Source organism: Methanosarcina sp. 2.H.T.1A.6, from assembly GCF_000979455.1.
Classification (GTDB): Archaea; Halobacteriota; Methanosarcinia; order Methanosarcinales; family Methanosarcinaceae; genus Methanosarcina.
Genome location: NZ_JJOY01000002.1, coordinates 23293 through 50166, shown reverse-complemented (window position 1 = coordinate 50166; position 26874 = coordinate 23293). Strand labels below are relative to the sequence as shown.

Genomic DNA, 26874 nt, shown 5'->3' with positions numbered 1-26874 from the left:
AGATGTACTTTTTTTGGGGAAACTATTCTCTGGCTTAATTGGCAGAAAAAATGGAAAATAAGTTCCAGTTAAGGAGTGAGTTTAAGAGGACCCTATATTTCTTTATAAAAATAGAATTCAAGGAAGATTAAAAACTAAATAGGGAAAATTTACTTTCCCATTACTTTTATGCTCCCGTTTCTTTTAGACGCCCCTTTTCTCAGGTACGCTGGGAAACAGAAGCCTTTGCGCCCGACCAAGGGATTTTTTGATCAGAGTCCGAGCGCACTGAACCCAGAAAGGAGAATGTCCCTCGGGTCGAGGCCTGTAACCTGTAGCATTACATATGCCCCAAGGAAAGTACCTATCATACTTCCGATATTGGCAAAGCTGGCCACAAGAAGAACACGCATGAACCTGTTTTTAAACATTTCTTTGAAAGTTTCTATCCCTGCAAGGGCTTTAATATCGTCAGTGGTTGGACTTCGCTGTTTTGCTTCTACCAGACCTGCAAACCAGCCTGCAGCCATCATAGGGTTCAGAGAGGTTAACCAGGCAACCGAAAAAGCTGTGAGAGCAGAGTATGGATGTCCTCCTGCCAGCAGGGCGCCGACTGCGCTCAGGACCCCGTTAATGAGGAACCACCATCCGAAAGCTATCAAAAGGAGGTTCAGGGGGGTGCCCGATGCGAGGAGCAATAAAAAAACCAGAAGCGCGAGACCAACTATTCCAAAACCGATAATTTTACCGATTCCAATGCGCTTCTTCGGAATCTCCATAAGAGTGCTAAGTGGCGGAATGCTCTTTGGGTTTTTCAGGTAGTTAATTATTCCTGGTTTATGTCCTGCACCAACAACTGCAACAATAGTTTTATTTCCGCCTGCAGCCACCTTGAGGATGCTACCTGCAAGGTATGCGTCCCGCTCATCTATGAGAGTTTCAGCCGCAGTTGGGGCAAATTCTCTGAGCTCACCGACAAGGGCTGTGACAACATCCTGTTGAGTCATCTGATCGATATCGATCTCGGCTCCTTTTCCTATTCCTATCAGGCCGCCTATGAGAGAACCAAGCATTTTTATTTTCTCCAGGAATTTCATGCGGCCCCAGAAACGCTGGAGCGTAACCTGGATATCCCTGTCAATTAAAGCTACTCTGGCTCCTAATGCTTCTGCTTCATCGATTGCGGAAATCATCTCAGAACCGGGTTTTACACCCATGTCTTCACCGATTTTTTTCTGCACATAGGCAAGCAACCAGTTAACAAGGTAAAAGTATACCTTTCCTTCAGTGAGAATTTCCTTTATTGGAAGCTGATTCGTCTCCTGGATATTTCCTTTCAGAGAATCATAACGTGCCCGGCAGAGCTCGATAGCTACAATATCGGGTTTAAGTTTCCTGATAGTATCCCTGACTTCAGCCACGCTCTTTTCCGAAACATGTGCCGTACCTATGAGCACAACCTTTGAAGGCTGAAACTCGACAGCCGGATTGTTCACATCCGGAGACGGAGGGTGGAAAGAAGAAGGAACTGAAATTTCCGAAGCTGAATCAGGAAGAGGTTCCGCAATAAACTCGGAACTTATGTCGAGTTTCACCTCGACCTCTCCGGCTTCTGCTACAGATGGCAGTACAGAAGCCCGGGTTTCCTCTGGCTTGTTGATTGAAGAATCAGAAAGCTTAGACTTTCCGACAGAAACATTATCTTCCGCGGATTCGGTTATAAGTTTGTCCATAGAGTATATTGACTCCTGAGATGAACTATGAAAATTGAATTCAGGATCCTTGTCCTGAGAATCTGTAATTTTAGACCTATCCATTATCAGTCTCTCTGTTGCGGCATATTAGAAGTGACGGATAAAAATGTATAGAGCAGAGCATTTCACCGTATTGCTATGTACTGCTGTCCAGAGTACATTACTCTACCTTCAAGCCCATTGTCAGAATACGTTACTTTATCCATTATACCTTTATCCATTATACTTCCGAATTTTAAACACTTACTGCCGCAAATTCGAAGATATCATGTGAATGGTTTAGCACACAGGTAATTTAATATATAGTATAATTAAGCCATACACATTAAATAAGTTACACATGTTATATAACTGATCTGTAAATAACTGATCTGTAAATAACTGATCTGTAAACAGTCAATCTGTACATAACCAACCTATACATCAATAGCCAATCTATACGTAGCCAATTTGTACGGATCTGAATATGAGATAAGTTATGTTATACCGTGAAATAACTAAATTATAATTGCCGGATACCAAACTATGCTTCAAAGATATTAAACTACACATCTAAGATATTAAACTATACTTCAAAGATATAAAACTATACATCTAAGGTTAAACCATACTTCAAAGATATAAAACTATACATTTAAAATAACCAGATCATAAACATGATATAATTAAATTGTAAAAAAATATAGCACAGGCAGATAAGTAGTCGTGTGATTACCTGCCAGAAATTTGTGTTTTGCTATTTTTACAGTTTTCTTTAACAATTTAGTTTTATTTAGTTTTAAAGATTTTCAGTATGTGTATGCAATCCTTTTTAGGATGAACACTTTTCTTCGGATGAACACTTTTCTTCGGATGAACACTTTTCTTCGGATGAACAACTGTCTTCGGATGAACAACTGTCTTCGGATGAACAACTGTCTTCGGATGAACATTTCCAAAAAGAAATTTTTTGGTGCATCATTCTGATCTGAGCCTCAATGTCCGGACCAGGTCTGTTCTGGAAAGTACCCCTACAAGAGACCCATTATCAATGACCAGAACTCTTCCTATGTTCTTAGATGCAACCAATTTGAGGACATCACTTGCCCGTGCATCCGAAGTAACAGATATGACATCTCTGGTCATAATATCTGAGACCCGTGTTACAGGGCGATCAAGAGTGGAAACGCGCTGGAGATCGGTAAAAGTCACAATCCCTTTGAGGTCGCCCTCCTCTATAACAGGATAACCCATATGCTTTTTCTCAAACATAAAATGAACCAGATCTTCAACATTCATGGAAGAAGGTACTGAAACTACATCTTTTGTCATTATATCTTTTACCAGAACATTTTCTAGAGTTACGGATGCCTGAGTGGAGCGTTCCTCCTCGGATGCACCAACATAAATAAAGAGAGCAATCAAAGGGAACCAGAGGTTTCCTACAAGAATGCCGAAAATCGCCATCAGGATGGCAAAAAATTTTCCTACGGCAGCTGCACTCTGCGTAGCTTTGACATAAGACATTCTCCTTGCATAGAAAGCACGGAGTACCCTGCCTCCGTCCATTGGAAATGCGGGCAGGAGGTTGAAAATTCCAAGCACTATATTCATGACGCCAAGAATCCAGATTGTCAGAAAAACTGGATTTTCAGAAAACGAAGGATTTGGCGCAATTATATTCCTATATATGAAAAGACAGACAGCACCTATAATCAGGCTCGTAAGAGGTCCTGCAAAAGCCATCTTTGCTTCCTGTCCGGGATCCCTTGGCATCTCTTCCATTGAAGAAACTCCTCCGAAAAGGAAGAGCGTGATGCTTTCAATATTGACTCCATAGCGCATTGCCAGATATGAGTGCGCAAGCTCATGCAAAAGGATTGAGGCAAAAAGCAGGATTGCGGTCAGGGTCGAAAGTGCATATTTTGTCGCAGGCGGCTCAACCCCTTGAAAGCCATAAGGATATGGATTAATTGCAAAAATATATGCAAAAATGGGAAGTATTAAAAGAAAGGTTATGTGCAGTCTGATAGGTATGCCCAGTACGCTTCCGATTTTCAGTGCAGATTTCATGAATTAAAAGGCCCCCTTTATTTAACTAATATAGACACTTGATGAAATTAGATGAAATATATGTGAAACATATATGAAACGTATATTCCTGAATACCAGTCAAAAAAACTCCAGTTAAAAAGCTCCGGTTAAAAAACTCCAGTTAAAAAGCTCCAGTTAAAAAGCTCCGGTTAAAAAGCTGTGATTCGTAAAAGTTCCAGGTTTTTTATTAAACAAAAAAATCAGCTAATTCCCTCCCCAATTATTTAAATTCATTATTAAGCGTAGCTGATCCTATTTACTATTTAGCAATAATACTATAGATATTTGCTTGCGCAAAATTGAAAAACGGGGAAAAGGAAAACAGGAAAAAAATCAAAGTTTCGCTGGTGCACCCTGCAGCAAGCTGCGTGGTATTCGACTGAAAAAAACGAAAGTGAGAATAAAAATAAAAAGCAGTAACTTTAAATTTCTGCTGTCACTTTTTTAAGATCCTGCAAAAATATTTCGATGTCTTCCGGGGTATTATGCGGCATAAGGACTAGACGGAGGGCTCTTGGTGTGCGGGTGATTGAGACATTCCAGCCGAATCTTTCAAGAAGCTGTTCTCTGACAAGATCAGGGTCAGGGACTTTCAGAGCAACTACGTTCATTACGGGTTCAAGCAGGGGTTCGAAACCGATTTTTCGAGCTTCTGTGACTAGCTTTACGGTGAGCTGCATGCAGTATTGCACATTCTTTCTGTAACCTTCATGGCCAAGATATTTCATGACAGCGCAGGTAGCGGCAGCTGAGGCTCCGCTCCTGGTGCCCGTAAGTGTGAACTGGGATTTTGTGGTAAGGTATGGAGTATTTACCTTAAGGGAGTCCATGAAAGAAGGGGATCTGAAAAGCAGAGCACCTGACGGGATTGTGGACAGGCCCATCTTGTGGGGGTCTATAGCAATGGAAGTAACGCCTGGCACTTTGAAATCAAAAGACCGGGGTTTTTCGAGGAAAGGAATTACAAAACCTCCGAAAGCCGCATCAACATGCAGGAAAATCTCGTTTTCAAGAGCTATTTCCGAGAGTTCGTCAATAGGATCCACCTGGCCAAACTCAGTATTTCCTGCTATCCCTACGAGTCCTATGGTGTTTGCATTTATATGACTTTCAACAGAAGTGAGGTCCACCTTAAACTCCGAATCCAGTGAAGCCCTTCTAACCTCTATACCCATCATGTCGGCAACCTTATCAAAAGAAAAATGAGCCGATTCAGGAATTACAATATTTGGAGTTCCTTTCAACCCTTCCTTTCCTGCGGTCACAAGGTTTTTCATTCCTCTTACAGCCTGAATATTGGATTCGGTACCTCCTGTAGTAAGGTAACCGCAAACCGAACTCTCACATGAGTCTCCGGAAGGAACATCAATTGAAGGAGCATGAAGAAGCTCCCCAAGCATCCTGACAACCTCCTGCTCAAGCCTGTGGGCTCCGGCAAAAAGCCCGGTATCACCCAGGTTAGCCTCAATAAAGAGCCTGTGAGCCTCGGTTGCGATCTTATGAGGGTGAGTACACATTGAACTTAAAACCCGATAATAATCCGTATCCTCTGACTTTGCATTTTCCAGGTAGGAAAATATCTCTCTTTCAGAAAGACCCTGCACATTCATATAGATAAAGTAAAACCAGTTTTATTTAAAAGACTTATGGAATAAACCTCGAAAAATTGATCTCCTGGACTTTATAAAAGTCCAAAATAGCTTAAATTAGTCAGTAATTATGGATATATTTGAATAAAATATGAACAAAAAGGAATATGGTTAAAAGAAAATAGAAATAGTGGAATGATTTGAAAAATTGAAAAACAAGGAAAAAAGGTAACTGTTTAGCCTTAGCAAAACAGCATCACTATCCATCTTAATTAAGATCCAACGAGCAAAGCTCTATGAATTGATTTTCTTTAATTGTTGGTTATTGGTTGTGTTTTTTCAGTTTATGTAAGTTAGTAATATATCTCTTATTCGACAAAAACAATATCAATAGACTGATTAATAGAGGTTGGATAACTACGAAAAAAGAACTGAAAACAAAAAAGAGATTGGAAAAAAGAAAGAAAAAAGAGCAAGAAAAAATTAAAATAAAAGAAGGGCTTTGAGAAATACTCAACAAAATCATCAACTTTTGAAATAAATCAAGTGAAAGGGGAAGGAAAGAAAAAGCAGGAGAATAATTAAGGACATAAAAGAGAAAAGTAAAAGTAACTATATAGGTTCTTAGATTAACTTTTTAGATTAGTTTAATTAATTCAGAGATTATTAATAAACACCATTTATTTTAATAGCTCTAAAAGAAATTTGTATATTATTTAATGATTTTTGTATACTTTTTTTATATTGCTGGAGACTGTCTAGAGGTTCTCTGTAAATGAAAAATATTGATCCTTAAATTATTAAGGATAATTTTACCTTAAGAATTGGTTTGTTTGAGAGGGACCCCTTCATTTCTACTGGAGAGGATGTTGAGAGTTGGAATAACATGTTTTGCCAGAGATATTTATATAAACGTGTTTAAAATAATATATTTATTTAAATTCTATAATTAAAACTATTTTATGTATTTTAAGTCCGAATTTTTACATATTCATAACAAAGTATATATACATTTAATGTTATAACAAAACAACATTATTTTGTTCCCTTATCAAAATAAAATTATATTTTATTTTGTTCCAGCAAATCCCAAACACGTTTCAGTGGAAACAATGGGGTCCGGGGGGTATATATACATTCCAATGGAAATAAAGGGGTCTTGAAAATATCTTATTCTATCAGTTCAATATTTCATATAACCAATAAGACTCCTCCAGAATAAATCAATCTTGAAATTCAAGTGAAATTTTAATTTCAAAACTTCGACGAAACTTTAGTTTTTTACATTCCAATCTAAAACCTAAATTTTAACCTTAATCTTTCAAAAAACGTAACTTTATATCTTAATCTGGAAACCAAATACTAAAAGTAAATATTTAAATCCTAAAATTACTAAAATCCTAAAATTACTAAAATCCTAAAAATCCTAAAGTTTAATCTTCAAAATCTCGTTTTTGCAAACTTCAATTTGAAGTTTTAATCTTTTGATTGTCAGTCTTTACTTCATTTATGTTTTTTAGTAAAAAACATGAAATTATTCAAATAACAGGCAAAAAGAAATCATAGTACTTTTCAAATCATAGTATTTTCAAATAAAGTACTTTCATGCCAAAGAAATCAATAATAGTTAGCTCAAAATTCTAAAGTCTCGAAATCCTAAATTTTGTCCCTTACAGCCATAATCATCATAATGGCCATAATGGCCATAATAGCCATCTTGGATCGCTTTTATCTTCTGTGTTTTTATCTTCTGTGTTTTTATCTTCTGTGTTTTTATCTTCTGTGTTTTTATCTTCTGTGTTTTTATCTTCTGACATCAGTCTGGTCTTTTAGAGTAAAAAAATAGAGGATAAAATGGAAGGAAAGATAAAAATTAAAAGCGATAAAAAAACAGTTGGTAGGAATACAAACAAGACAAAATTAAAATAGAATAAAATGCCCTGAAAATTATTCCACTCTTTTTCATGCCCTTCCTTTTTTTATGGGGGAAGAGACACCGCCAGCAAGCTGGCGGGGGTATTTTATAACGTATGAATTGAGAAGCAGTTCCGGGATCAAGGGAAATTTTTCTCATATCTTTTGCTCAGGTCAGGTTTCGAGAGGTCCAATATCTTCTTTGTGAACAGTATTTCCATGGAGATTTATATGGTTTACGCGGTCGAATTCTTTGAGGATTTCTTCTGCAGGACCTTTCTTATCCAGAATACTGAGGAGGTAGATTGTTATGCATGAGAGGACGAAGCCAGGGACAATTTCATATATGTCAAAAATTCCACCTGAGAGCTGCTTCCAGACGATAACGACGAGACCGCCGACAATCATTCCTCCGAGCGCTCCATTTCTGGTTGTTTTTCTCCAGAAAAGAGAGAAGAGGATAACAGGCCCAAAGGCAGCTCCAAATCCTGCCCAGGCATATGAGACCAGACCCATAACCGAGTTATTCGGATCTCTTGCTATTAGATAAGCAATTGCTGAAATTCCAATAACTGCAAGCCTGCCCATCCAGACGAGCTCTTTTTCTCCTGCATCCCTTTTTACTATTATCCTGTAGATATCTTCGGTAAAGGCAGAAGCAGCCACAAGAAGCTGGGAATCAGCAGTACTCATAATAGCTGCAAGGATAGCCGCAAGGAGAATTCCTGCAATAATAGGAGTAAACGTACTGTTTACCATCACCATAAAGATAGTTTCGCTTCCCGCTTCTCCAAGAAACTCAGGATAGAGGTAAGCTCTTCCGATTATCCCGCCTGCTACAGCAAAGAACAGAGAGATAATAACCCAGACCATTGCAATAATTCTTGCCTGCTTTATTTTGTCAGGAGATTCTATGGCCATAAAACGGACCAGGATATGCGGCATACCAAAGTATCCCAGGCCCCAGGCCAGGTTTGAGATAAGGGGAATTGAACCTCCAGAAAGAGCAGTCCAGGGGTTAAGCAGCTGCGGATCTATACTTTTAATCAGGCTTACAGTCGACTCATAACCTCCCATTCCCTTTAAGGCTGCAAGGGGCACGAAAACAATGGCGCAGACCATTAGCATGCCCTGGAAAAAGTCAGTCCAGCAGACAGCCATGAAACCTCCAAGAAATGTGTAGCTAATAATTACCAGTGCGCCGATAAGAAGAGATTGCTGATATGGAATTTCAAAAACAGTATTGAAAAGCTTTCCACCTGCTACAAGTCCTGAGGAAGTGTAAAGCAGGAAAAAGACCAGAATCAGAATGGATGAGATAATTCTCAAAGCATGGCTTTTGTCTCTGAACCTGTTTTCAAAGTATACAGGAATGGTAATGGAATCTCCTGCAATCTGGGTATATTGGCGCAATTTTTTTGCAACGAATTTCCAGTTCAGGTAAGTTCCAGCAGCTAGACCCACTCCTACCCAAATAGATTCCATTCCTGACAGGTAAGCATATCCCGGCAATCCCATTAGCAACCAGCCGCTCATATCCGACGCCTGCGAACTCAGCGCAGTAACCCAGCTGTTTAGCTTTCTTCCTCCTAAAATATAATCCGCAAGATTCTCCGTTTTCCGATAATAGAGAACTCCGATGGCGATCATAAAAAGCAGATATACTGCGAAAACAAGTACAATACTAAAATTATCTGATACCATTATTTAACTCCAGTTTTTTAGTAAACTCCAGTTTTTTAGTGAACTCCAGTTTTTTAGTAAATTTCTTGTAAGCTTCTTATATCTAACAAATATCCTGTGTTTTCACAGGTTCCATTATCTTACAGATCTCTGTCCTAATAGCTGTAGATAAGTCATTTTTTACAGTTAACGTTACTTTCGCTCAGATTACTTCCACTAAGATTACTTTCGCTCAGATTACTTCCACTAAGATTACTTCCACTAAGTTACTTTCATCTGTAAATTTGCTAGTTACAGTGATTCTGTCGGTAGCTATTTTCAGAGAAGTATATTATTTATAACACAATTTTATTTTATGCTATTTATTCTATGGGCAATAATTCATAGCAGTTTTATAATACTGTTTTGTTATCCAGACATTATAAACGGTTCGTTTTATTTCGGCGCGTTGGAAAAAATTGTAGAAAGTATTACCATTTTCGATTTATTTTCAAAAATTCTTTTTTAGCTTGAGTCGATAAGTGAAATTGCAGTAAAAAATTATTAAATCAACAATTCTAAAAACCAATCAACAATTCTAAAAATCAATCTACAATTCTACTAATAAATCTTTAAAAAACAATAGGACTTTGAAAAACATGCTATTTGAATAATATTTATAAGTTGCTACATACACATAGCCAATTTTTATGTATTTACACTCCCTAAATATGGTTACTTTTGATGTATGTCCCTTATTTTCAGTTAGACTGTATTTATTTCTTAAGCAACAGTTTTGTTATCGACGATCTTATTTACATCAAAACTGTTTTTATTTTTAACACATCCACTTTCGTTTTAGTATGGCTGTTTGTTTCCCTCACATTATTATTTTGTGCTAAATATTTTTTATCATTCATTGGAAGTAAAGGGGTTCAAAATTTTCCTATATTCTTCCATGCGAAAAAGGGGATTTAAATTTGACCTTCGGGGGTTCTGGAATTACAACTCTCTCATTTTTTTAAAACTTAGTTTGTTGGTGGCGATTTATTCCCGGCGTCTTTAAGGTTAATAGTAGTTCCATTGGAAATGCAGGGCGCTTTACCATAACTATTAATACCGTGTGCTTCCATTGCATCTACTGCAGATATACTTTGAAATCAAATGTTTATATATAAATTTCATCTAAAATTTTGGGTAAAGAATATCCCGATTACAGGTTCTATCAGGGCTTAAGAGATGATTTAAAGTGCGTAACTCACTCTCCAGTTTATCCCCTGCATGTTGAAAATAAAAAATTCAGGCATTAACTTTAAGAAACATGCATTTATCTATCCATCTCCCCTTTGTGAATCTCTCATCCATAAGGTTTGACTTATCAAAATTATACAAAACAACAAACCAGGTTTCAAGAATTACTGAGAATCAAGAGGGACAGACACTTTGAAAATTAACAATTACGCCTTTACATATATCTTTTCCATGTCTGGGTGATATTATGTCTGAACATATTTAGTCTAATATATTCTGTCTGATATATTCTGTCTGATATATTCTGTCTGGATAGTGTTCTGAGTTTTCAATATACTAACTTCGTAATAATGAAAATGGTTCAAAAACTCTTTCAAAGTCTGGATTTAAATGTTTACAGTTTTCTCTCTCATCTGTATCCATGGAAAATCAGTGATATGATTCCTTAATCAGGATTTTCAATCATTTAAACTTGACCTAATAATTGGGACTGAAAAATAGAACTTAAAACTAAAAAAATTATAGCTCAACGACTTAAAACTAAAAAAATTATAGTTCAAAAATTAAGACTGAAAATGGAACTCAAAAATCAAGATTAAAATATGGAACTGTAATAATAAAACTGAAAATTTAAAATTAAAAAAGGAAAAAGGCGTGTATGAACTCATAAAGCGTGCAGAAACTCCTTACCTTCTTTAATTAATTCTTAACTTTGCATACTCTATCTGTGTATTAAACCGTACATATAAACCGTACATATAATCCATCTTAATCCGTTGCATCTGTATATTATAATTTTTATACGAGAGGGTCATTCATGATAAAAGCTCAATCATTAGACGGCTTATTCGAAAAATTACTTGATGGAAAATCAATTTTTAAAAACAAAGAGGTTCTTCGTCCTTCTTATACACCGGACCTGTTATTACACAGGAACGAACAGATAAACAGTCTTGCAACTATCCTGGTTTCTGCACTCAGGGGAGAGACCCCTTCCAATGTCCTCATTTACGGGAAAACAGGGACAGGAAAGACTGCAGTGACAAGATATGTAGGAAAGGAACTTGAAAGGGTAAGTGAAGACAAGTCCGTTTTCTGCTCTGTTGTTTATATTAACTGTGAGGTAATCGATACTCAGTACAGGCTTCTTGCAAACCTTGCCAGGCATTTCGAAGAAGAGGTCCCTATGACCGGGTGGCCCACGGATCAGGTCTTCATGAAATTTAAGGAAGCAATCGATGCAAGAGATCAGGTTATTATCATCATTCTGGACGAAATTGACAAGCTGATTAAGAAAGGTGATGATGTCCTCTACAACCTTTCAAGAATCAATACCGACCTCAAAAAAGCCAAGGTCAGCATGATTGGGGTTTCCAACGACCTCAAATTTACAGAGTTTCTGGACCCCAGAGTCAAAAGTTCCCTGGGCGAAGAGGAACTGATCTTTCCGCCTTATGATGCCGAGCAGATCAGCGATATCCTGAAGCAAAGGGCAAAAATGGCTTACAACGACGGAGTGCTGGGCGAAATGGTAATCCCGCTCTGTGCAGCCTTTGCAGCCCAGGAACACGGTGATGCCCGCCGGGCACTTGACCTTCTGCGTGTTTCAGGAGAAATTGCAGAGAGAGAAAACCAGCCGCAAGTTCTCGAAGAACATGTAAGGCGTGCGCAGGAGAAGATCGAAATCGACCGTGTAGTAGAAGTCGTGCGGACTCTCCCTACCCAGTCCAAGCTTGTGCTTTACAGCATCATCCTGCTCAGGAATCGGGGAAGAGAAGGCAAGAACATCACAACCGGTGAGATGTATAATGTCTACCGCCAGCTCTGTCATCATATTGACGTGGATATCCTTACCCAGCGCAGGGTCACCGACCTTATGTCAGAACTTGACATGCTGGGCATAGTGAATGCCGTGGTAGTAAGCAAGGGCCGTTACGGAAGGACAAAAGAAATTTCGTTGAGCGTTCCTGTGGAAAATACTCGCAAAGTACTTCTTGAAGATTACAGGCTCAAACCTCTTGTAGATTTCAAAGCCTCAGTCTTCAGCAAGATGTTCTCATAAAGTCCGGATTATCTTCCTTATCCGGCCTTTCTGGCTTTTCCATATATTCTTAAGGCAATCTTAACTTATTCTTAATGCATTCAAAAATCCTGCTTTTTTATCCTGCTCCTTTAACTCGTTCTTAAAATGTACTCACAAAGACACTTCCTTTTGATTTTCCTGGTTTATTACGGAAAAAATTTTTCCCACAATTTTCTTTACAGAAGCTTTTCCCTCAATCTTTTAGAAAATATCTTCAGTTTTTCAGGAAATAATATATATGATCCTGTGGTTTGACTAGGAGCATATCATAATTAATATATCATTTAATATGTCATATAGATCTATATTATTCAAGTTCCCATATTATTCCAGTTCCATACTATTCCAGTTTCATACTATTCAAGTTTCTATCAGAGTTAATTATTCTAATTTACTAACTCGTATTTCTATTGAGATTCTAATTGAGATTCTAATTGAGATTTCTATTGAGGTTTCTACTCAAATTTATAGTTCAATCTTATAACTCAAATCTAATGATTCAGGTTTAAAAGGTAATTTTTGATGAAGATAATAGCGTTTGTAGGCATGCCAGCTTCGGGAAAATCCGAAGCTTCCAGGATTGCTGCTGAGATGGGTATTCCTGTTATTATTATGGGTGATGTGATCCGGAAGGAAGTACTGAAACGTGGGCTTGAACCTAATGATTCCAATACCGGAATGGTTGCAACGGATCTTCGCAAGTGTGAGGGCATGGATGCTGTTTCCAGGCGCTGCGTTTCTCAGATCAGGGAAACAGGCTCGGAACTTGTAGTTGTTGATGGTGTGCGCGGGATTGCAGAAGTGGAGTGCTTCAGGCAGGAATTCGGAAAAGGTTTTGTACTGGTTTCCATTTATGCTCCCATTGAAATTCGATTTTCCAGGGTCCAGAAGAGAGGCAGAAGCGATGATATGAACAGTATCGAAGGCCTTCGCCACAGAGACGAACGAGAACTCAGCTGGGGCATGGGGGAAGCTATAGAAGCCTCTAATGTGGAAATCGAAAACAATTCCACTCTTGAAGCCTTCAGAAAAGATGTTGTTGAGGTTTTGGGGAACTATTCAGGATCACGCCCGGAAAAATAACATTTCAAGAACAAATCTGACAGGATAATGTTCAAGAATAAACCCGGAAAATAACGTTTTAAGAACAGATTCGATAGACTAACTTCTCTGAAGATAGTAAGTCATTTCTGTTGAACAGTGTCGAAAATGCAATTCAACTGAATACTTTCCGGAACAATCATATTGAGATTATAGTGGAGTAAATTTATGATCAGTGTAAAGATTTCAGCACCTGTATATCCTACGGAAGACCTTGAAAAGGTCATTAAAGCCATTTCAGTTCTTTTTACGGGAATAGATCTTCAAAAAGAAACTATTGACTCAACGGAATCCGAAAAAGAAGTTTCTCCTTCTTTTCTCCTTACCGGAGAGGGGGGACTTGATCTCCTGTTAAATTTGCACGGACTTATTCGCAGGGAAAAAATTATAGACAGTCTCCGCAACAAGGCTTTCAATAAAGGATTATCCCGGGAAGGGCTTTTAGTTCGTTTTTTGCTCAACAAGCAAGCCGCTTTTGTCGGAGTTCCAAGTGTTCCTGCTGAAGAAGGGTCTCTGGGAGCCATTAAAGTCGTTATCAGGGCAGACTCTCCTGAGGAGATGGAAAGGCTCTTTGAGTGGCTCTTACCTCTCACCGAAGAAGGGGTGCCGGTTGTTGAAGTGGGAATGGACTATGTGGAAAGGGGCTGAAATCTCGAAGTTTAGTTAATTACGAAGTTTAGTTAATTACGAAGTTTAGTTAATTACGAAGTTTAGTTAATTATATTTCAATTCCCGCCCCAAGTTTATGTTAATAAGGGATGTAGTAAAAGGGATTATTTAAAAAGGGCTGAATTGAAAAGGACGAATTAGAAGAGACGAAGTAAAAAGGATGAATTGTCACCATGCAGCTGGATAGAATCAGTTTTTCATCGCGTGCGGTCGTTGAAGATCCTTTTAAATGGGCATACACGCTCGAAGACCATGGGTATACTGGCTGGGAGATCGTACAGGAAGGATCCCAGTGCCTGAACAGCAAGACCTTTCAGAACCTGAAGAATATTTATGATACCACCAGCCTGGAACTTACCCTGCATTTGCCTTTTTCTGATATGAACCTCGCAGGCCTTAATGACTCAATCCGTGCAGAAGTCCTCAGGCAGATGAAGAACTACCTTGCCCTTGCCTCGAACTATGTCAATCTGGCTGTGGTACATCCCGGATATCTCTCACCTTATGGGGTACAGGTTCCGCAGCAAGCCTATATGACAAACCTTGCCTCTATCCGGGAATTATGCGATTTTGCAGCAGATTTCGGGATCCTTGTGGCTGTTGAGAATATGCCTGACTTACCAAAGATTTTTGGCAAATATCCTGATGAAATGCAGGAAATGTTCGATGCTGTCGGGAGCCACAACGTGGGGTTCACCTTCGATGTAGGGCATGCCAACACCGTGGGGCTTGTAGACGAATTTCTGGATCAACTGGGAGAGAGGATATCCCATGTTCACATCCATGACAATATGGGCAAAAAAGATGAACATCTCCCTCTCGGAGAGGGTACTGTAAACTGGAAACAGGTTATGGAGAAGCTCTCAAACTATAAGGGAATTTTTGTTACCGAAATGGCTTCAGTCGAAGAAGGGATCAAAAGCCTCGAGTTCTTAAGAAAGCTATGAGTTCCCTGTGGCTTTTTTACTTGTCGCCTTTTCTTCTCAGCTCTTACCGCCATTTCTCTTTAATTTTTGCCTAATTTTCTCTTTAATTTTTGCCTAATTTTCTCTTTAATTTTTGCTTAATTTTCTCTTTAATTTTTGCCTCATTTCTTTTTCAGTTCTTCTCTTTCATTCCTTTTTCAGTTCTTCTCTTTCAGTTCTTTCTCTTTAAGGTAATGGGTCCAATCTCCATGCCCTATTATTTCAGCTTCGGGTTTTTCATCGTAGACATAGATAAAACCCCTAATTTTCTGATTTTCGATTTCAAGGTCCACATATTCTCTGTGGTACCCCCCGAAAAGCTCCATATAATCAATGGATTTTGCAATTTCAAGCTGTTTTCCGGAAAACCTGCGAACCTCTGCAACCACCGAGCAGCCTTCAGAGGGATATATTCCGGGATAAGGGCCCAGAGAGTAGAGTGCATATCCGCTGACTTTTGTAGTCCCAAGGAATTCCGACCTGTTCTGGAGATCAAAGCGCCGGCTGTTGTATAGCCCGTTTCGCAGGCTGCCGTAAAGTGCCATTACGATCTCTTCGCCTTCCGCCCTTTCGTATGAGCGCTGCCAGCAGATGTTTCGGTGGAAGGTGTTCCCGTAAAGGGTTTTGTCCTTCTCTGAGGTTATGTATTCCCCTGAGCCGTTTTCCATGGCATATCCCTTTTAAACTCGGTCTTAAACTTAATCTCAAACTTATTTTGAAAAGCCGTAAGCTGCAAATCGCTGGGTAAGGTCAAGGTTTGCAAGCAGGAAACGGTCTTCTTTGCTGTAGGCAACCTTTTTGTTTCCCGAAAGTTCCAGCACGCAGGTAGTGCCTGGCTTTGCTTCCTTTGCTTCCTTTCCGTCAACCAGGATTTTCTCAACGCGCACAGGTTCGGACTGAAGTCCCACAAAGAGGTGAAGCACACTTTCTGGCTCTATCTTTTTCGTGAATTTTGAGATCGCACATTCCAGAACGTAGTCAGTGGTTATGTTTTCTTTATCAGAAATGATGAAGCCTCTTTCTATATCTTTGGCCTGGACATTTTTCAGGCGCATGCCAACTCTTGTGCCTGTCGGGGCTTCAGTTATATCCACATCGTGGCTCTGGATTGATTTAATTTCTATTTCCCTGTCCAGTGGAAATATTTTGGTTTTATCTTTTTCCTTTGAGATTCCCTGCTTGACAACTCCAAGAACAACACATCCTTTGCCCATCACATTGAAAGCGTGGTCTATGAAGATTCTTGCAGGTAGGCTGTTAAGTTCTGCATGTTCGACTTCTATTTTCTCTGCCATCTCATTAATTATAGCTTTAAGGTCGTCCACGCCTTCAAAGGGATTCTTTGCGCTTTTGTTTGTGTTCAGGGAGATACATTCCCAGTTCTGGAGTGCGGTTCCTGCAGTGATTACCTTTAGTTTTGCCTTAAATTCGTCAACTGCATGCATGTTGGTGCTGTCCGACTTTGTCAGGGCAATAATTCCATGTTTAAAACCGAGCAGGTCCAGTGCAATGATACATTCTCCGGTATGGGCGTCCAGACCCTGAGGAGGGATGCACAGGACTGCTATATCGGAAATATTCAGTACTGTGACAAGGGATTTCAAGGTTTTCGGATAGCTGTTTGCGTCCACGAAAACCATATTCTTGCCTTCCTTAGCGTTGTTGTACATCGTTATATCGGAAACTGTTCCTTTTTTCCCGAGGTTTGCGGCAAGGGAAGTCCTGCCACTTTTTTCTGTCCCTATAATTGCAACGTTTACCATTGTGAGTCCCCTTTTCTGAATCAATGCTATGTATGGAGTCTTTCCAGACACTTTGAATTTGTGTTGAATGTAAGGATTAATTGAACCTTAATGTTTCTCAGGCAACAGATTTTTGAAATTCGCAACTCTCTTTAAAGCTGCACTGTTTAGACTATGGCTTTCGCTAACTTTGTATCTGTCACTGGTATTAATATACTTCAATCTTTTACTACTAAAAGGAAGATATACAGTTATGAGGGGTTTAAATTGAAAGTAAGTGAATTAGTGAATGATCCTTTAATTGTAGACTGGATTGACACACTTAATCCTGCTATTAATACTAAAAAGCTTTACCTTCAGGCGATGCAAAATTTCACAGATTGGTCTGGAAAGACACCTTCAGATCTGTTAATTGAAACAAAAGACGAAATAAAATCGGGTAAATTGATGAGACAGAGGAAAATAAAATCTTATCTTATCGGATTCCGAAAGCACTTACAGGATCAGAAATTATCAGATCTTTCAATCCGGTCTAAGAGCCTGTCTGCCTTCCGACGCGTACAGGGTAATTGCGTATAAAGTCAGGGGGCGAAGCCTTACATTAAGAAATTTGATTCTCTTCTTTTCTTTTTACCGTGGATAAGATCACTCTAGGCATATATAGAATAATTGACAGGGGTTTGATGAATTATGCTTTTTCTTTGCTAATACTGTTTTATATGACATTATAATCGCCAAATTCAAAAATAAATCAGGATGCCCTAAAAACATAATTATAAAGCCAAGTAATCAAATCAATAGTCATAAATAAGGTATTGAAAATTAGTACAGAAAGTGTGCGAAAAATGACAAAAAACAAAATGAAAACCAAGGAATAAAAACCAATACCGGAATAATAAAAACTAAACTTTGGATCTGTAAAACTAATCATTACTAAATAAGAAATAACAGCATAACTCAAAAAATATGAAGTAAAAATAGAACAGAACTCCATAAAAATTAGATAAAAAGCATACCAAGGGGATTTATCATCGTACATTTCATCATAAGTCATTCTAGAAAGTATCATATAATAAATAAGTACGACAACTAAAAATGGGAAAAAATAACGAACAGCAACAGTCGGAACATTATCAGTAAGATTAATTCTACCACAAGTAATTAACAAGCTATATAATACAACGTAAGTCTGAACTAACCTCTCTTTTTTATCAACCGCTCGTTCCCATAATCTCTCACCTCTTTCAGATTTCTGCTCTCGTTGATTCCCCCATTTATGCAAGTATTCGCGCATTTCAGACCGATCATATATTTTTGTAGCCAATTAATCACCAACTAAAAGATAAAAATAAAAATATATTGAAGTCAGTTGTCACTTTGCATATATCTATTTTTTCTATTTACGATAATCAGCTACCCTATATCTGCTTGAAGAATAAAGCTTTGGGACTATAGGCTGAAAGAGGTTTTTACAATACATATTAATTCAATTTTTGAATTTGCCGCGTAGTAATATTTAAAGGATTTTAGCGCATCATAATCTAACAGCAAATCTCCGATAAGAATTCTAGAATTAGTAATTCTTATAGTAATTTACAATATGTAACCACGATGTTTATTGGAAAATATTCTTTCAGTTATGACACCTTCTAAAAATAAGATTTAGTTACCAATAAATATTTATGCTTATTAAAAAGATCTTTTTACGGAAAAGGCAAGAAAATATATATTGCCTTTAGAGCTAAAATATACTGTAATATATTTCTTTTCGCACTGTTCCCAAGAAAATCAATCAAGAAAAACAAGCAGAAAAAAGAAAAAATCAATCAAGAAAGCCAAAAATAGGTTTTATGGACAGGTGAACACTGTCACCAGACCTCTCCTTCCCAGATCGCCTGAGTTTTATCATTGGTGCTCTTATTTATTTTTTTAATAATTATCAGATACTCGTTTCCTATCGGTTGCGGTTCTTCAAAAATTGCATCAATTCCAAGCCTTTTCAGATAATTTTCAAATTCTGCGGCGGTTTTAAGGTCCTTTACCCTGATTCTGGCTTCCTCATAGAGCCTCTGACCATTCTTTACACTCCGGATTGACTCTCTTAGAGGGTTAAGGATGCTTTCCCCAAGCTGCATAAAGCGCTTTTTGAAATCGGCTTCATTTTCATCCCATTCTACCGTCTGGAAACCTTCTCTAACAATTCTGGAGAGCATATAGTCCCTGCCCGTTTCATTGTAGAACTTGAAGGCATGCCTGAGATCAGAGCAGTTACTCTGGGATGAAGTATATTTCAGGGGGGCAAGAACCATTTCAGGGTCCTTTATCACCACACCTTCGTGCTCTTTTTCCCCAAGTGCCCGGATGATTTTAGCAATTTCTTCTGCGGCTGTCTGCAGGGGAATTTCTCCGAAGTATCGAACTTGCAGAAAGTCGTATTTTTCCAGAATTTCATGTTTTCTTGCTATGGAAAGAGGGTTGCCGCTATTCTTCTCTCGGATATCGAAGATGTAGAACTCCACGGATTCGATACCATAGATTTCTTTTGGAACATAAGGATTGTCAGGACCCAGCATCTCTCCATAAAGTACAAGCTCAGGAAAGTCGTCAAAAAATCTCAGGTCAAGCTTCTCTTTTGCCCTTTCAGTCGTGTAAGGGCAGACATAGCCGCTCCGGGTGATTGCCAGGATCTCGCCTTTTACGTTTGCTACCCTGACATTATACCCGTTCATTTTTTCTTCAACAGTTACCTTTTCAAGCCCACTGAAATGTTTTTTAAGCGTGGGGTCCAGTACCATGGCTCTCCGGATCTTAGGAAAACCCATAATTACTTCAAACGAATCATCTTTTTCGTAAAGCACTGTTCCCCTTTCTATACGTGAAATCTCTTTGTCGAAGCGGAAAAGGTAGTCATGCTTTCCCCAATTCCTGGCAAGATAATTTTTTTCAAAAAGGTGTTGAACTCTCCCTTCATCAAACTCCAGGTAGTCAACCAGTCGAGCAACAAAGTCAGGATCAATTTCCCCATTTTCCCCTTTATTCATATTTGTTTATCTGTGTTCAGGCATGAAATAAGTTATCATTCCCAGAGTGAGTTTCAGGACAGGTCAGGCTATAAGAAATCAGCTGGTTTGTAAAGAATAAGCCAATCTCTCAAAAATCTTTTTAAGTATGCAGCTTCTTATCTCTTCCGTACTTAAATTTTAATGTAAGCCAGGAGACTACAAAATGGCTGACGATATCGACTACGAGATTATTGGCAACGACATGCAGATCGTTGAAATTGAGCTTGACCCAGGCGAGGCTGTTCAGGCAGAGGCTGGGGCTATGGCGTATATGGGGCCCGGAATCCAGATGCAGACAAGTATGGGCAATGAAGGCGGCGGGCTCCTGGGAGGTTTGAAGAAGGGACTGAAAAGAGCCCTGACAGGGGAGAGTTTCTTTATTACAAGCTTTACACACAAAGGTTCCGGAAAAGGGCATGTGGCCTTTGCGGCTCCGTATCCGGGCAAGATTCTCCCCCTTGACCTTGGCAAGTTTGGAGGCAGCATTCTCTGCCAGAAGGATGCTTTTCTCTGTGCTGCCCGTGGAATAGAAGTGGAAGTAGCTTTCACCCGCAAGCTCGGAGCAGGGCTTTTCGGTGGCGAGGGTTTCATTCTTCAGAGGCTGCGAGGTAACGGCCTGGCCTTTGTCCATATCGGAGGCACAGTGATAAAAAAAGATCTGGCTGTAGGCGAGACTTACCACGTTGACACGGGCTGTGTAGCAGCTTTTACTGAAACAGTGAGTTACGATATAACCTGGTCAAAAGACTTTAAAAATGCCCTATTTGGCGGGGAAGGGGTTGTCCTTGCTACCCTAACAGGTCCCGGTACTGTGTACATGCAGAGCCTGCCCTTCTCGCGCCTTGCTGACAGAATCTATGCAGCTTCAGCTTCCCATCAGCATAGGGGAGAACAGACCGGTATTGGTGGAAGTGACATCCTCGGCGGTCTTCTTGGAGGAGACAGGTCATTCTAAAACAGAAATAAATGCTAAGTAGCCGCAGGTAAGCGAAAACTGATCACGGATAAAACAGGAAATATTAAAAGATCAGGAAGGCCTGTCCCTCAAGGGGCAGACCTTTTTCTTTCCCTCTCTTTTTTCTATCTAAGATTTTATTCCTGGATTGTGTTTACTACATTCCTGCGTGCGAGGAAACCAACCAGTTCTTCTTCCAGATTAAGGACAGGGACACCTCCGACATTGTGTTCCAGCATGGTATTAACTGCATCTGAAAGGGGGGTGTTGGTGTACACACTGACTACACTGCGGGTCATAATGTCTCCAACAAGCAGATTTTTGATTCTGGAGTCCTGCTGGTTGTCAGCTACCAGGTCCCTGAAAGAGCGCATCGCAAAAGCGATGTCATCTTCTGCAACAATTCCTACAAGCTTTCCATTTTCAATTACCGGCAGTCTTCCCACATCCTCATCAAGGATAAGGTGTCTGGCGTGGCTTACACGGTCTGAGGGGCTGACAGTGATCGGGTTTTTTTCCATAACTTCCCCGGCGAAGCCTGTGAAACGGTTTGCTTTCATAAATTCCTGTGGGGTCACCCAGCCCATTGCGTTTCCATTATCAGTAACAATGATCACGCCGCCGTTCTTTTTAATCAGGGTGAGGGCATCTTTAACATCGGTATCTGGCAAAACCCTTACAAAGTTGTCGGATACGGCTGTTGCAACATGCAAAGAGGATGCAGGTTTGCTCAGTTTCCTGCGAGTTCCGAGTTGCTCTGTCAGACTTCTCATGGTTAATACACCGAGCACCTGGTTGTCATGCACTACCAGCAGGCGCTTTGTATCCTTTTTTTCCATGAGATCAAGGGCGTGAGATATGGTGTCTGACTTATCAATCTTGTGTGGTTGTACCATTATGTCTTTAACTTGCATGCATTTCACCTCATGCGTATCCAGAGTTTTAGTTTCAATTTTTCGCAACTTTCGTTTTTACAGACCTTAATGCATCTGTTTTTCTAAATTTCTGTTTCGCATCCTTCTTTTGCTTTCAGCCATCCTTTTCTGTTCCTTTTTTGCCGTACATACCTCCGTACCATATGTGCTTTCGTGAACTTACTGTTATAGTTAGTTACTTCTTATCTTTTTAAAGGTGCTATAGTTTGGTACTATAGTTTGGTACTATAGTTAGTTACTATAGTTTATTACTTCTTACTTTTTAAAGGTACTTTGCTCTCTTTTGTGTTCAATTTTTTACTGGATTCTATTTCTCAATCCACTTTTCAGAGCACGGATTTCATAATGTCGGTCCTGCTAATTATTCCTACTATTTCTTCACCATCGCTGACAGGCAGGGCCGTTACCTCATCTTCAATCAATTGTTTTGCAGCAGCGCTAATTTTCTCATTTACATCAATGGATATTATTGGAGAAACCATGATGTCTTCCGCTGTTAAAGGCACTTCTTTTACATATCTGTAAGTTTTCTGACCTCCGGGCGAAGACTTCCGGGCCAGCTTGATGCTTTTTGTTGAAAGTTTGCCTTCGTTATCAGTTAAGAGGTTTAAGGCAAGGCTTCTTTTTGAGATTATTCCCACAGGTTTTCCTGCATCGTCTTTAACGATCACTCTTTCGATCTCGTTTTTGTTCATTTCGTCTATCACATGGTTGATTGTGTGGTGCCTGTGAACAGAAACGACATCTTCCGTCATCAGTTTTGGGATCCTTGTATCTATTTCTTCCGAATGTTCAGCAACATAGCGCACGATATCTGTCCTGGTGACAATACCTACAATATTGTTTTTTACCACCGGAATGTCATGCACTCCGTTCTCAAGCATTAAGGCGGCTGCCTGGGAAATGGAGGCTTCGGGATAGATGGTGATTACGGATTCTGTCATCAGCAGCTTTATAGGGATCTGGTCTATCGGCCTTCTCCTCCAGAGAGGTTCGGCTTGAGCCAGGCGGTTTCCTATATCTGATTTCGTGACAATTCCCACCATCTTGTCCTCGTTCAGGACAAGCAACGTACTGATTTTGTGCCTTAACATCAGATTTCTTGCATATGACACGGGTTCATCTACATTTACAATGTACACAGGTGAACTCATGATGTCCGCCACATTCATGAAATACCTCCTTCATTTTTACAATATATAAGTATTAACAATTATAGTTTTTGAATTAAACGTAAACTTTACAATTTTCAGCTATAAATCTCGATATTTCACATGACTTCTGCCTATTTCCTGTAAGCCTTGTAGAAGCACAGATTAATTGGGAAGTATCGGGCAGTTAGAAGGCATCTTCCGAATCTCTATTTTAAGACCAGCTACGCTCCGAGATCTCAGAAAATCCAGAATACAGAGTTTATTCTGGTCTGCCCAGCCAAGAAGTTTGCCTCCTTTTCCAAACCCTTTAAATAGAGCCCGTATCTTTTTTCATATCTTTTCCGGGCTTCAGTCTGGTTTATTTTTCAGTCTGGCTTATTTTTCAGTCTGGCTTATTTAGCTCTGTTTCGGTTTAGCAGAAGTTTTATTTCAAAACCCCTGTTTAAAAGTCAAACCCTCTCAGGAAATCGCTCTCTGTAATAATACCGCGCAGCATTCCATCTTCCAGAATCGGAAGTGAGCCTATCTTTTTCTCGAGCATGATTTCCATAGCTTTTCCCATATCTGTGCCAGGGCTGGTCCAGATCAGTTCTTTTGAAACAATAGAGCCTACAGGCTGGTCCAGAGCCTCATGAATATTTCCTGTTGTCAATTTGCTGAATGCATCCCCTCTTCCAAGGAAATGGACAATATCGGAGGCAGTGACTATTCCCGCAAAGATTCCGTCCTTTACTACAGGAAGTCTTCGGAATCTGTTCTGTACCATTACTTTTGCTGCATGTCCTATGGGCGTATCTGTTGTTACCATTGTGACATTTTTGCTCATATATTCATCAACAGTTTTGTTTGTCACAATCCCCCCCATCAGTTCCACGGCATTTCTTTCGGTAAAGATTGCGACGACCTGCATTTCATCATTTACTATTGGCAGGCCTCCGGTCCTCCTTTCAAGCATTGTTGTAACGGCATCTTTAAAATCTGCCTGGTCATCGATGTACGCAACATCAGTTTCCATAATCTGTCGTACTTCTTCGTTTATTGCAGCCAAAAGGTTGCCTTTGAAACGGTTTTCGACAAGAAGGTTCCTACTGCCGCCTCCTAGGAAATCGATGATATCAACAGAAGTAACGACGCCTTCCAGTCTTCCTGTTCCTGCGTCTGTGATCGGAATACGCCTGAATCTTCTTTCAGTCATAATCCTAACTGCGTCCATGATGGTTGCAGTGGGAGGGAGGGTTACTACGTTCCTTGTTGCCAGGGCAAGAATTCTTCCTTCATGTTCCGCAATGCGGGACTTGAAACTTGGGCCTATTCTCATTGTGCCCATGCTGCTGACCATGTGCGAGTCTTTCTGTTGCGCTTTTTTGCCTGACTTGTTCAGGTTTGGCTGAACATTCATTTTTTCGACTGGTACAAATGTCTTATTTTTGTTCAATAGGATCACCGAATCGAGTTGCAGTTAATTGCTTTTTTCATCTTCCGTTTTTCCTCTACCCGCATTTTGCAGGAATTTATTCCTTGAGCCCAATTCATATTTTAGTAGACTCATGGTTAACTATTGGAAACAAACAAACCTTAAAGCAACCTTCTCTCGAATCTTTCTGAACACTTACTTTTGTTTGTCAATCTGTACTCTTCATTAATTATAATCTTTAATCATTATAATCCTTTTGCGCGAGAACCTGTCTATTACCTTTCATAAACCTTCAGCAGGAAACCCGTTAAATCTTTAGGTTTAGCGGGCAGTTGACGTAATTTGTGATCAGTTATGTGACAGGTTTTGCTATTCCACTGGACACTTCTTTCTTAAAAGGGTTAAAATGTCATTAAAGACATTTAGATTATCGGCTCTCTGCTTAAGGATTACTCAGACCACACGTTGGCGAGGGATCCAAGGAGGTCCTGCCTGTCAACGATTCCGGATATTTTACCCTGCTCATTTACTACAGTAACTCTTCCGATATCATGCCGAATAATCATTTCAATCGCACTCTTAACGGAATCGTTCTCTGAAAGGGTATATGCAGGAGTTGACATAATCTTTTCAACTTTAGGGCTTTCGTTTGGCCTTGTTGCCCGTTCGTCTTCTACGGACCTCCTCAAAATGCCTGATTTAATTATATCCCTTCTTGTTATCATTCCGATGGGATCGCCTTTCTTTGAAACTACTGGAATACCAGTATAATCTGTCTCTATCATATAGTTCCAAATCTTGGAGACCCTTTCATCCGGCAAACAGGTTTCGACTTTTTTTGTCATAACCGTTTCTATGGTCTTCGAAACACTTCTGGGAAGTTCCACTTTTTTGAGAATATCAACGTCACTCAGGACACCTACAACCGTATGGTCTGTTGTTGATTTGACAACCGGAACCCTGTTCTGTTTCGATTGTACCATCAATTTTGCTGCTTTCACAACATCCATATCCGGAGTGACTGTCGGGGATTGCCTTGCATATCCACCCACCGTGACATCCGAGCGCGTGGACGTAATCCTCATGATATCCTGATCATTCAGCATTCCCACAAGCCTGTTTCCCTCATCAACAACAACAAGACCTCGAAGTAAGTAATCACGCATCAGTTGACGGGCATGAGTTATGAAATCCCCTTCTTTGACACTTACAGCTCCCACTGTCATAATCTCGCTGACGTTCATAGTTTACCTTCCTTCGCTTTCGTTAAGACAGATAATTTGAAAGTCGAGATTTCAAGCTCGTGATTCATTCGTAACTCTCCCCTTCTGCTTGCCGACAGTTTTCGCATAAGTATCTGCCGTCCACTAATTTCAGGTCTACTGAATGATAAGAACAGGATTCACATATTCCTGTACTGAAGTCTTCTTCAATCTCCCCAATTGAAGGAACGGAGAGGAGAGCTTCCCGGTTCATATCAATAAGATCCTTGAGTATGGTACTGAGTCCGGGTGTTACCATCAGAATATCTGTATTTGAAACCACTCCTATTATTGTACCGTTTTCCAGGACTGGTAGCCTTTTAATATTGGCTTTCAACATAATTTCGGAAGCTTTTATTACACTTGTCTCAGGTTCCACGGTTAACAGTGGGGTGGAGAGGATTTTGCTTGCATTTACTTCACCTGGTTTTCTGTCCTCTGTAACGATACCCTTCACAAGGTCCCTTTCAGTTATGATCCCCATGGCCTTTTCGTTTTCTGTAATAATTACGCTTCCGACATCGTGTTTGACCATTTCCCTTGCAATGGCAGGAATATCTGTGTTAATGTCCATTGTGATGACTGTTTTATTCATCACTTCAGCAACCGAGACCTCCCTCTCAATTTCTCTGTTGTGAATATCAGTACCTGGTTCCCCTTCAGGTTCATCAACCATTAACTGCCGCTCCCCCTTTATTCTTTCAGCATCCCAAACCCCGACAAACTCACTATTAAAATCTCCAGGTTTTCAATTTCCTATGGAAAAATATTCCAGACCCCTTTAAACTTCCCCTTTTATACCGATCTGGAGTGAAATCCTGAAAAGCCGGTGTTCCGGTAAGCTTTCCGTTCAAATATTTCTTCAGGCGCGTTTCCTTTTAAAGGTCTTTCCCGCACTTCTAAGACCTTTTTATAACACTTAATATATACGAGTCAATAGTACATAATGATAACGGCATTTCTTTTTTTTGTAAAGATCAGAATTTTCATAAAGTTGGTGCAGGAACCGGTTTTGAGGCTGAAGCCATCGATTTCTTCACGAAAGGTTTAAGAAATTCCGGCAGGAATTTTTTTCATAACCCCCACATTTCCACTGGAACTTTTTGCTCCGAATGATAATTATCGAGGCTTCTTGAAAAAATATCAGGGGGAAGTAGCAGAAGAGAAATCTATCTTGGAAAAAAGCTTTAAACAGAATAACTTATTCTGAATTATATTTATAATGCTATTGATTTTTTTCACAGGAAATTTTTCAGACCCCTGCATTTCCACTGGAACCCATTTTCTCACTTTTTATCCGCAAATTTCCG

Annotated in this window: 20 protein-coding genes and 1 pseudogene; 6 read left to right on the top strand and 15 right to left on the bottom strand. The window is 39.6% G+C overall.

From position 1 onward, the window contains the following. Window positions 1-251: 251 nt before the first annotated feature. From EO98_RS00235 to EO98_RS19475, 6 genes and pseudogenes are all read right to left on the bottom strand, one after another. Entirely contained in the window at window positions 252-1796 is a 1545-nt protein-coding gene (locus tag EO98_RS00235; protein ID WP_048139567.1) for a TraB/GumN family protein, read from the bottom strand. An 894-nt stretch (window positions 1797-2690) separates the two neighbouring features. Next, window positions 2691-3785, bottom strand: a complete 1095-nt coding sequence (locus tag EO98_RS00230) for a CBS domain-containing protein (protein WP_048139565.1) — start codon at window positions 3783-3785, stop codon at window positions 2691-2693. Between the two features lie 443 nt (window positions 3786-4228). Next, on the bottom strand, window positions 4229-5416 hold the full coding sequence (gene mfnA / locus EO98_RS00225) for a tyrosine decarboxylase MfnA (protein ID WP_048139563.1): 1188 nt from the start codon (window positions 5414-5416) through the stop codon (window positions 4229-4231). 1664 nt (window positions 5417-7080) lie between these two features. After that, window positions 7081-7212 carry a hypothetical protein gene (locus EO98_RS19350; protein ID WP_255350245.1) on the bottom strand — a complete coding sequence of 44 codons (132 nt, stop codon included), beginning with the start codon at window positions 7210-7212 and terminating at the stop codon, window positions 7081-7083. Between the two features lie 271 nt (window positions 7213-7483). Further along, window positions 7484-9013: a sodium/proline symporter PutP gene (putP, locus tag EO98_RS00220; RefSeq protein ID WP_048139561.1), complete on the bottom strand. Its 1530-nt coding sequence runs from the start codon at window positions 9011-9013 to the stop codon at window positions 7484-7486. Between the two features lie 152 nt (window positions 9014-9165). Further along, window positions 9166-9249: pseudogene (locus EO98_RS19475) on the bottom strand (pentapeptide repeat-containing protein); the annotation flags it as partial. Between the two features lie 1790 nt (window positions 9250-11039). Between EO98_RS19475 and EO98_RS00215 the strand changes: the two are divergent. The 4 genes from EO98_RS00215 to EO98_RS00200 all read left to right on the top strand — a co-directional run bounded on the left by EO98_RS00215 (window position 11040) and on the right by EO98_RS00200 (window position 15022). After that, window positions 11040-12284 carry an ORC1-type DNA replication protein gene (locus EO98_RS00215; RefSeq protein ID WP_048139559.1) on the top strand — a complete coding sequence of 415 codons (1245 nt, stop codon included), beginning with the start codon at window positions 11040-11042 and terminating at the stop codon, window positions 12282-12284. 543 nt (window positions 12285-12827) lie between these two features. After that, window positions 12828-13388: a dephospho-CoA kinase gene (locus tag EO98_RS00210; RefSeq protein ID WP_048139557.1), complete on the top strand. Its 561-nt coding sequence runs from the start codon at window positions 12828-12830 to the stop codon at window positions 13386-13388. Window positions 13389-13574: 186 nt separating this feature from the next. Beyond that, window positions 13575-14054 carry an RNA-binding domain-containing protein gene (locus EO98_RS00205; protein ID WP_048139555.1) on the top strand — a complete coding sequence of 160 codons (480 nt, stop codon included), beginning with the start codon at window positions 13575-13577 and terminating at the stop codon, window positions 14052-14054. A 194-nt stretch (window positions 14055-14248) separates the two neighbouring features. After that, window positions 14249-15022, top strand: a complete 774-nt coding sequence (locus EO98_RS00200) for a sugar phosphate isomerase/epimerase family protein (protein WP_048139553.1) — start codon at window positions 14249-14251, stop codon at window positions 15020-15022. 176 nt (window positions 15023-15198) lie between these two features. Here EO98_RS00200 and EO98_RS00195 read toward each other — a convergent pair whose 3' ends face one another. Further along, the gene (locus EO98_RS00195) at window positions 15199-15708 is read right to left on the bottom strand and encodes a gamma-glutamylcyclotransferase (protein ID WP_048139551.1); all 510 of its coding nucleotides are present in this window, start codon (window positions 15706-15708) and stop codon (window positions 15199-15201) included. Window positions 15709-15750: 42 nt separating this feature from the next. After that, window positions 15751-16803, bottom strand: coding sequence for an elongation factor Tu (locus EO98_RS00190; RefSeq protein ID WP_048139549.1), 1053 nt, complete (start codon window positions 16801-16803; stop codon window positions 15751-15753). Between the two features lie 246 nt (window positions 16804-17049). Between EO98_RS00190 and EO98_RS18955 the strand changes: the two genes are divergently transcribed. Beyond that, window positions 17050-17361 (top strand): hypothetical protein, encoded by a 312-nt coding sequence (locus EO98_RS18955; protein WP_156160963.1) that lies wholly within the window; start codon window positions 17050-17052, stop codon window positions 17359-17361. Between the two features lie 172 nt (window positions 17362-17533). Here EO98_RS18955 and EO98_RS00180 read toward each other — a convergent pair whose 3' ends face one another. Continuing rightward, complete coding sequence (locus EO98_RS00180; protein ID WP_048139545.1) at window positions 17534-18106, bottom strand: hypothetical protein; 573 nt, start codon at window positions 18104-18106, stop codon at window positions 17534-17536. A gap of 544 nt (window positions 18107-18650) precedes the next feature. Continuing rightward, entirely contained in the window at window positions 18651-19823 is a 1173-nt protein-coding gene (locus tag EO98_RS00175; protein ID WP_048133525.1) for an RNA ligase, read from the bottom strand. 184 nt (window positions 19824-20007) lie between these two features. Here EO98_RS00175 and EO98_RS00170 point away from each other — a divergent pair, with 184 nt between their 5' ends. Continuing rightward, window positions 20008-20799: a TIGR00266 family protein gene (locus EO98_RS00170; protein ID WP_082098411.1), complete on the top strand. Its 792-nt coding sequence runs from the start codon at window positions 20008-20010 to the stop codon at window positions 20797-20799. A gap of 137 nt (window positions 20800-20936) precedes the next feature. Here the strand turns inward: EO98_RS00170 and EO98_RS00165 are convergent, their stop codons facing one another. From EO98_RS00165 to EO98_RS00145, 5 genes are all read right to left on the bottom strand, one after another. Continuing rightward, window positions 20937-21713, bottom strand: a complete 777-nt coding sequence (locus tag EO98_RS00165; RefSeq protein ID WP_200895220.1) for a CBS domain-containing protein — start codon at window positions 21711-21713, stop codon at window positions 20937-20939. A 347-nt stretch (window positions 21714-22060) separates the two neighbouring features. Then, window positions 22061-22906 (bottom strand): CBS domain-containing protein, encoded by an 846-nt coding sequence (locus EO98_RS00160; protein ID WP_048139543.1) that lies wholly within the window; start codon window positions 22904-22906, stop codon window positions 22061-22063. Window positions 22907-23330: 424 nt separating this feature from the next. Next, on the bottom strand, window positions 23331-24332 hold the full coding sequence (locus EO98_RS00155) for a CBS domain-containing protein (RefSeq protein WP_048139541.1): 1002 nt from the start codon (window positions 24330-24332) through the stop codon (window positions 23331-23333). Between the two features lie 419 nt (window positions 24333-24751). After that, window positions 24752-25546, bottom strand: a complete 795-nt coding sequence (locus EO98_RS00150; RefSeq protein WP_048139539.1) for an HPP family protein — start codon at window positions 25544-25546, stop codon at window positions 24752-24754. A 64-nt stretch (window positions 25547-25610) separates the two neighbouring features. Beyond that, window positions 25611-26240: a cyclic nucleotide-binding/CBS domain-containing protein gene (locus EO98_RS00145; RefSeq protein ID WP_048139537.1), complete on the bottom strand. Its 630-nt coding sequence runs from the start codon at window positions 26238-26240 to the stop codon at window positions 25611-25613. Window positions 26241-26874 lie beyond the last annotated feature (634 nt).

Bases quoted from the DNA above. Each gene is read 5' to 3' on its own strand.
- EO98_RS00235 (WP_048139567.1), bottom strand. From the start codon at position 1,796: ATGGATAGGTCTAAAATTACAGATTCTCAGGACAAGGATCCTGAATTC.
- EO98_RS00230 (WP_048139565.1), bottom strand. From the start codon at position 3,785: ATGAAATCTGCACTGAAAATCGGAAGCGTACTGGGCATACCTATCAGA.
- mfnA (WP_048139563.1), bottom strand. From the start codon at position 5,416: ATGAATGTGCAGGGTCTTTCTGAAAGAGAGATATTTTCCTACCTGGAA.
- EO98_RS19350 (WP_255350245.1), bottom strand. From the start codon at position 7,212: ATGTCAGAAGATAAAAACACAGAAGATAAAAACACAGAAGATAAAAAC.
- putP (WP_048139561.1), bottom strand. From the start codon at position 9,013: ATGGTATCAGATAATTTTAGTATTGTACTTGTTTTCGCAGTATATCTG.
- EO98_RS00215 (WP_048139559.1), top strand. From the start codon at position 11,040: ATGATAAAAGCTCAATCATTAGACGGCTTATTCGAAAAATTACTTGAT.
- EO98_RS00210 (WP_048139557.1), top strand. From the start codon at position 12,828: ATGAAGATAATAGCGTTTGTAGGCATGCCAGCTTCGGGAAAATCCGAA.
- EO98_RS00205 (WP_048139555.1), top strand. From the start codon at position 13,575: ATGATCAGTGTAAAGATTTCAGCACCTGTATATCCTACGGAAGACCTT.
- EO98_RS00200 (WP_048139553.1), top strand. From the start codon at position 14,249: ATGCAGCTGGATAGAATCAGTTTTTCATCGCGTGCGGTCGTTGAAGAT.
- EO98_RS00195 (WP_048139551.1), bottom strand. From the start codon at position 15,708: ATGGAAAACGGCTCAGGGGAATACATAACCTCAGAGAAGGACAAAACC.
- EO98_RS00190 (WP_048139549.1), bottom strand. From the start codon at position 16,803: ATGGTAAACGTTGCAATTATAGGGACAGAAAAAAGTGGCAGGACTTCC.
- EO98_RS00175 (WP_048133525.1), bottom strand. From the start codon at position 19,823: ATGAATAAAGGGGAAAATGGGGAAATTGATCCTGACTTTGTTGCTCGA.
- EO98_RS00170 (WP_082098411.1), top strand. From the start codon at position 20,008: ATGGCTGACGATATCGACTACGAGATTATTGGCAACGACATGCAGATC.
- EO98_RS00165 (WP_200895220.1), bottom strand. From the start codon at position 21,713: ATGCAAGTTAAAGACATAATGGTACAACCACACAAGATTGATAAGTCA.
- EO98_RS00160 (WP_048139543.1), bottom strand. From the start codon at position 22,906: ATGAATGTGGCGGACATCATGAGTTCACCTGTGTACATTGTAAATGTA.
- EO98_RS00150 (WP_048139539.1), bottom strand. From the start codon at position 25,546: ATGAACGTCAGCGAGATTATGACAGTGGGAGCTGTAAGTGTCAAAGAA.
- EO98_RS00145 (WP_048139537.1), bottom strand. From the start codon at position 26,240: ATGGTTGATGAACCTGAAGGGGAACCAGGTACTGATATTCACAACAGA.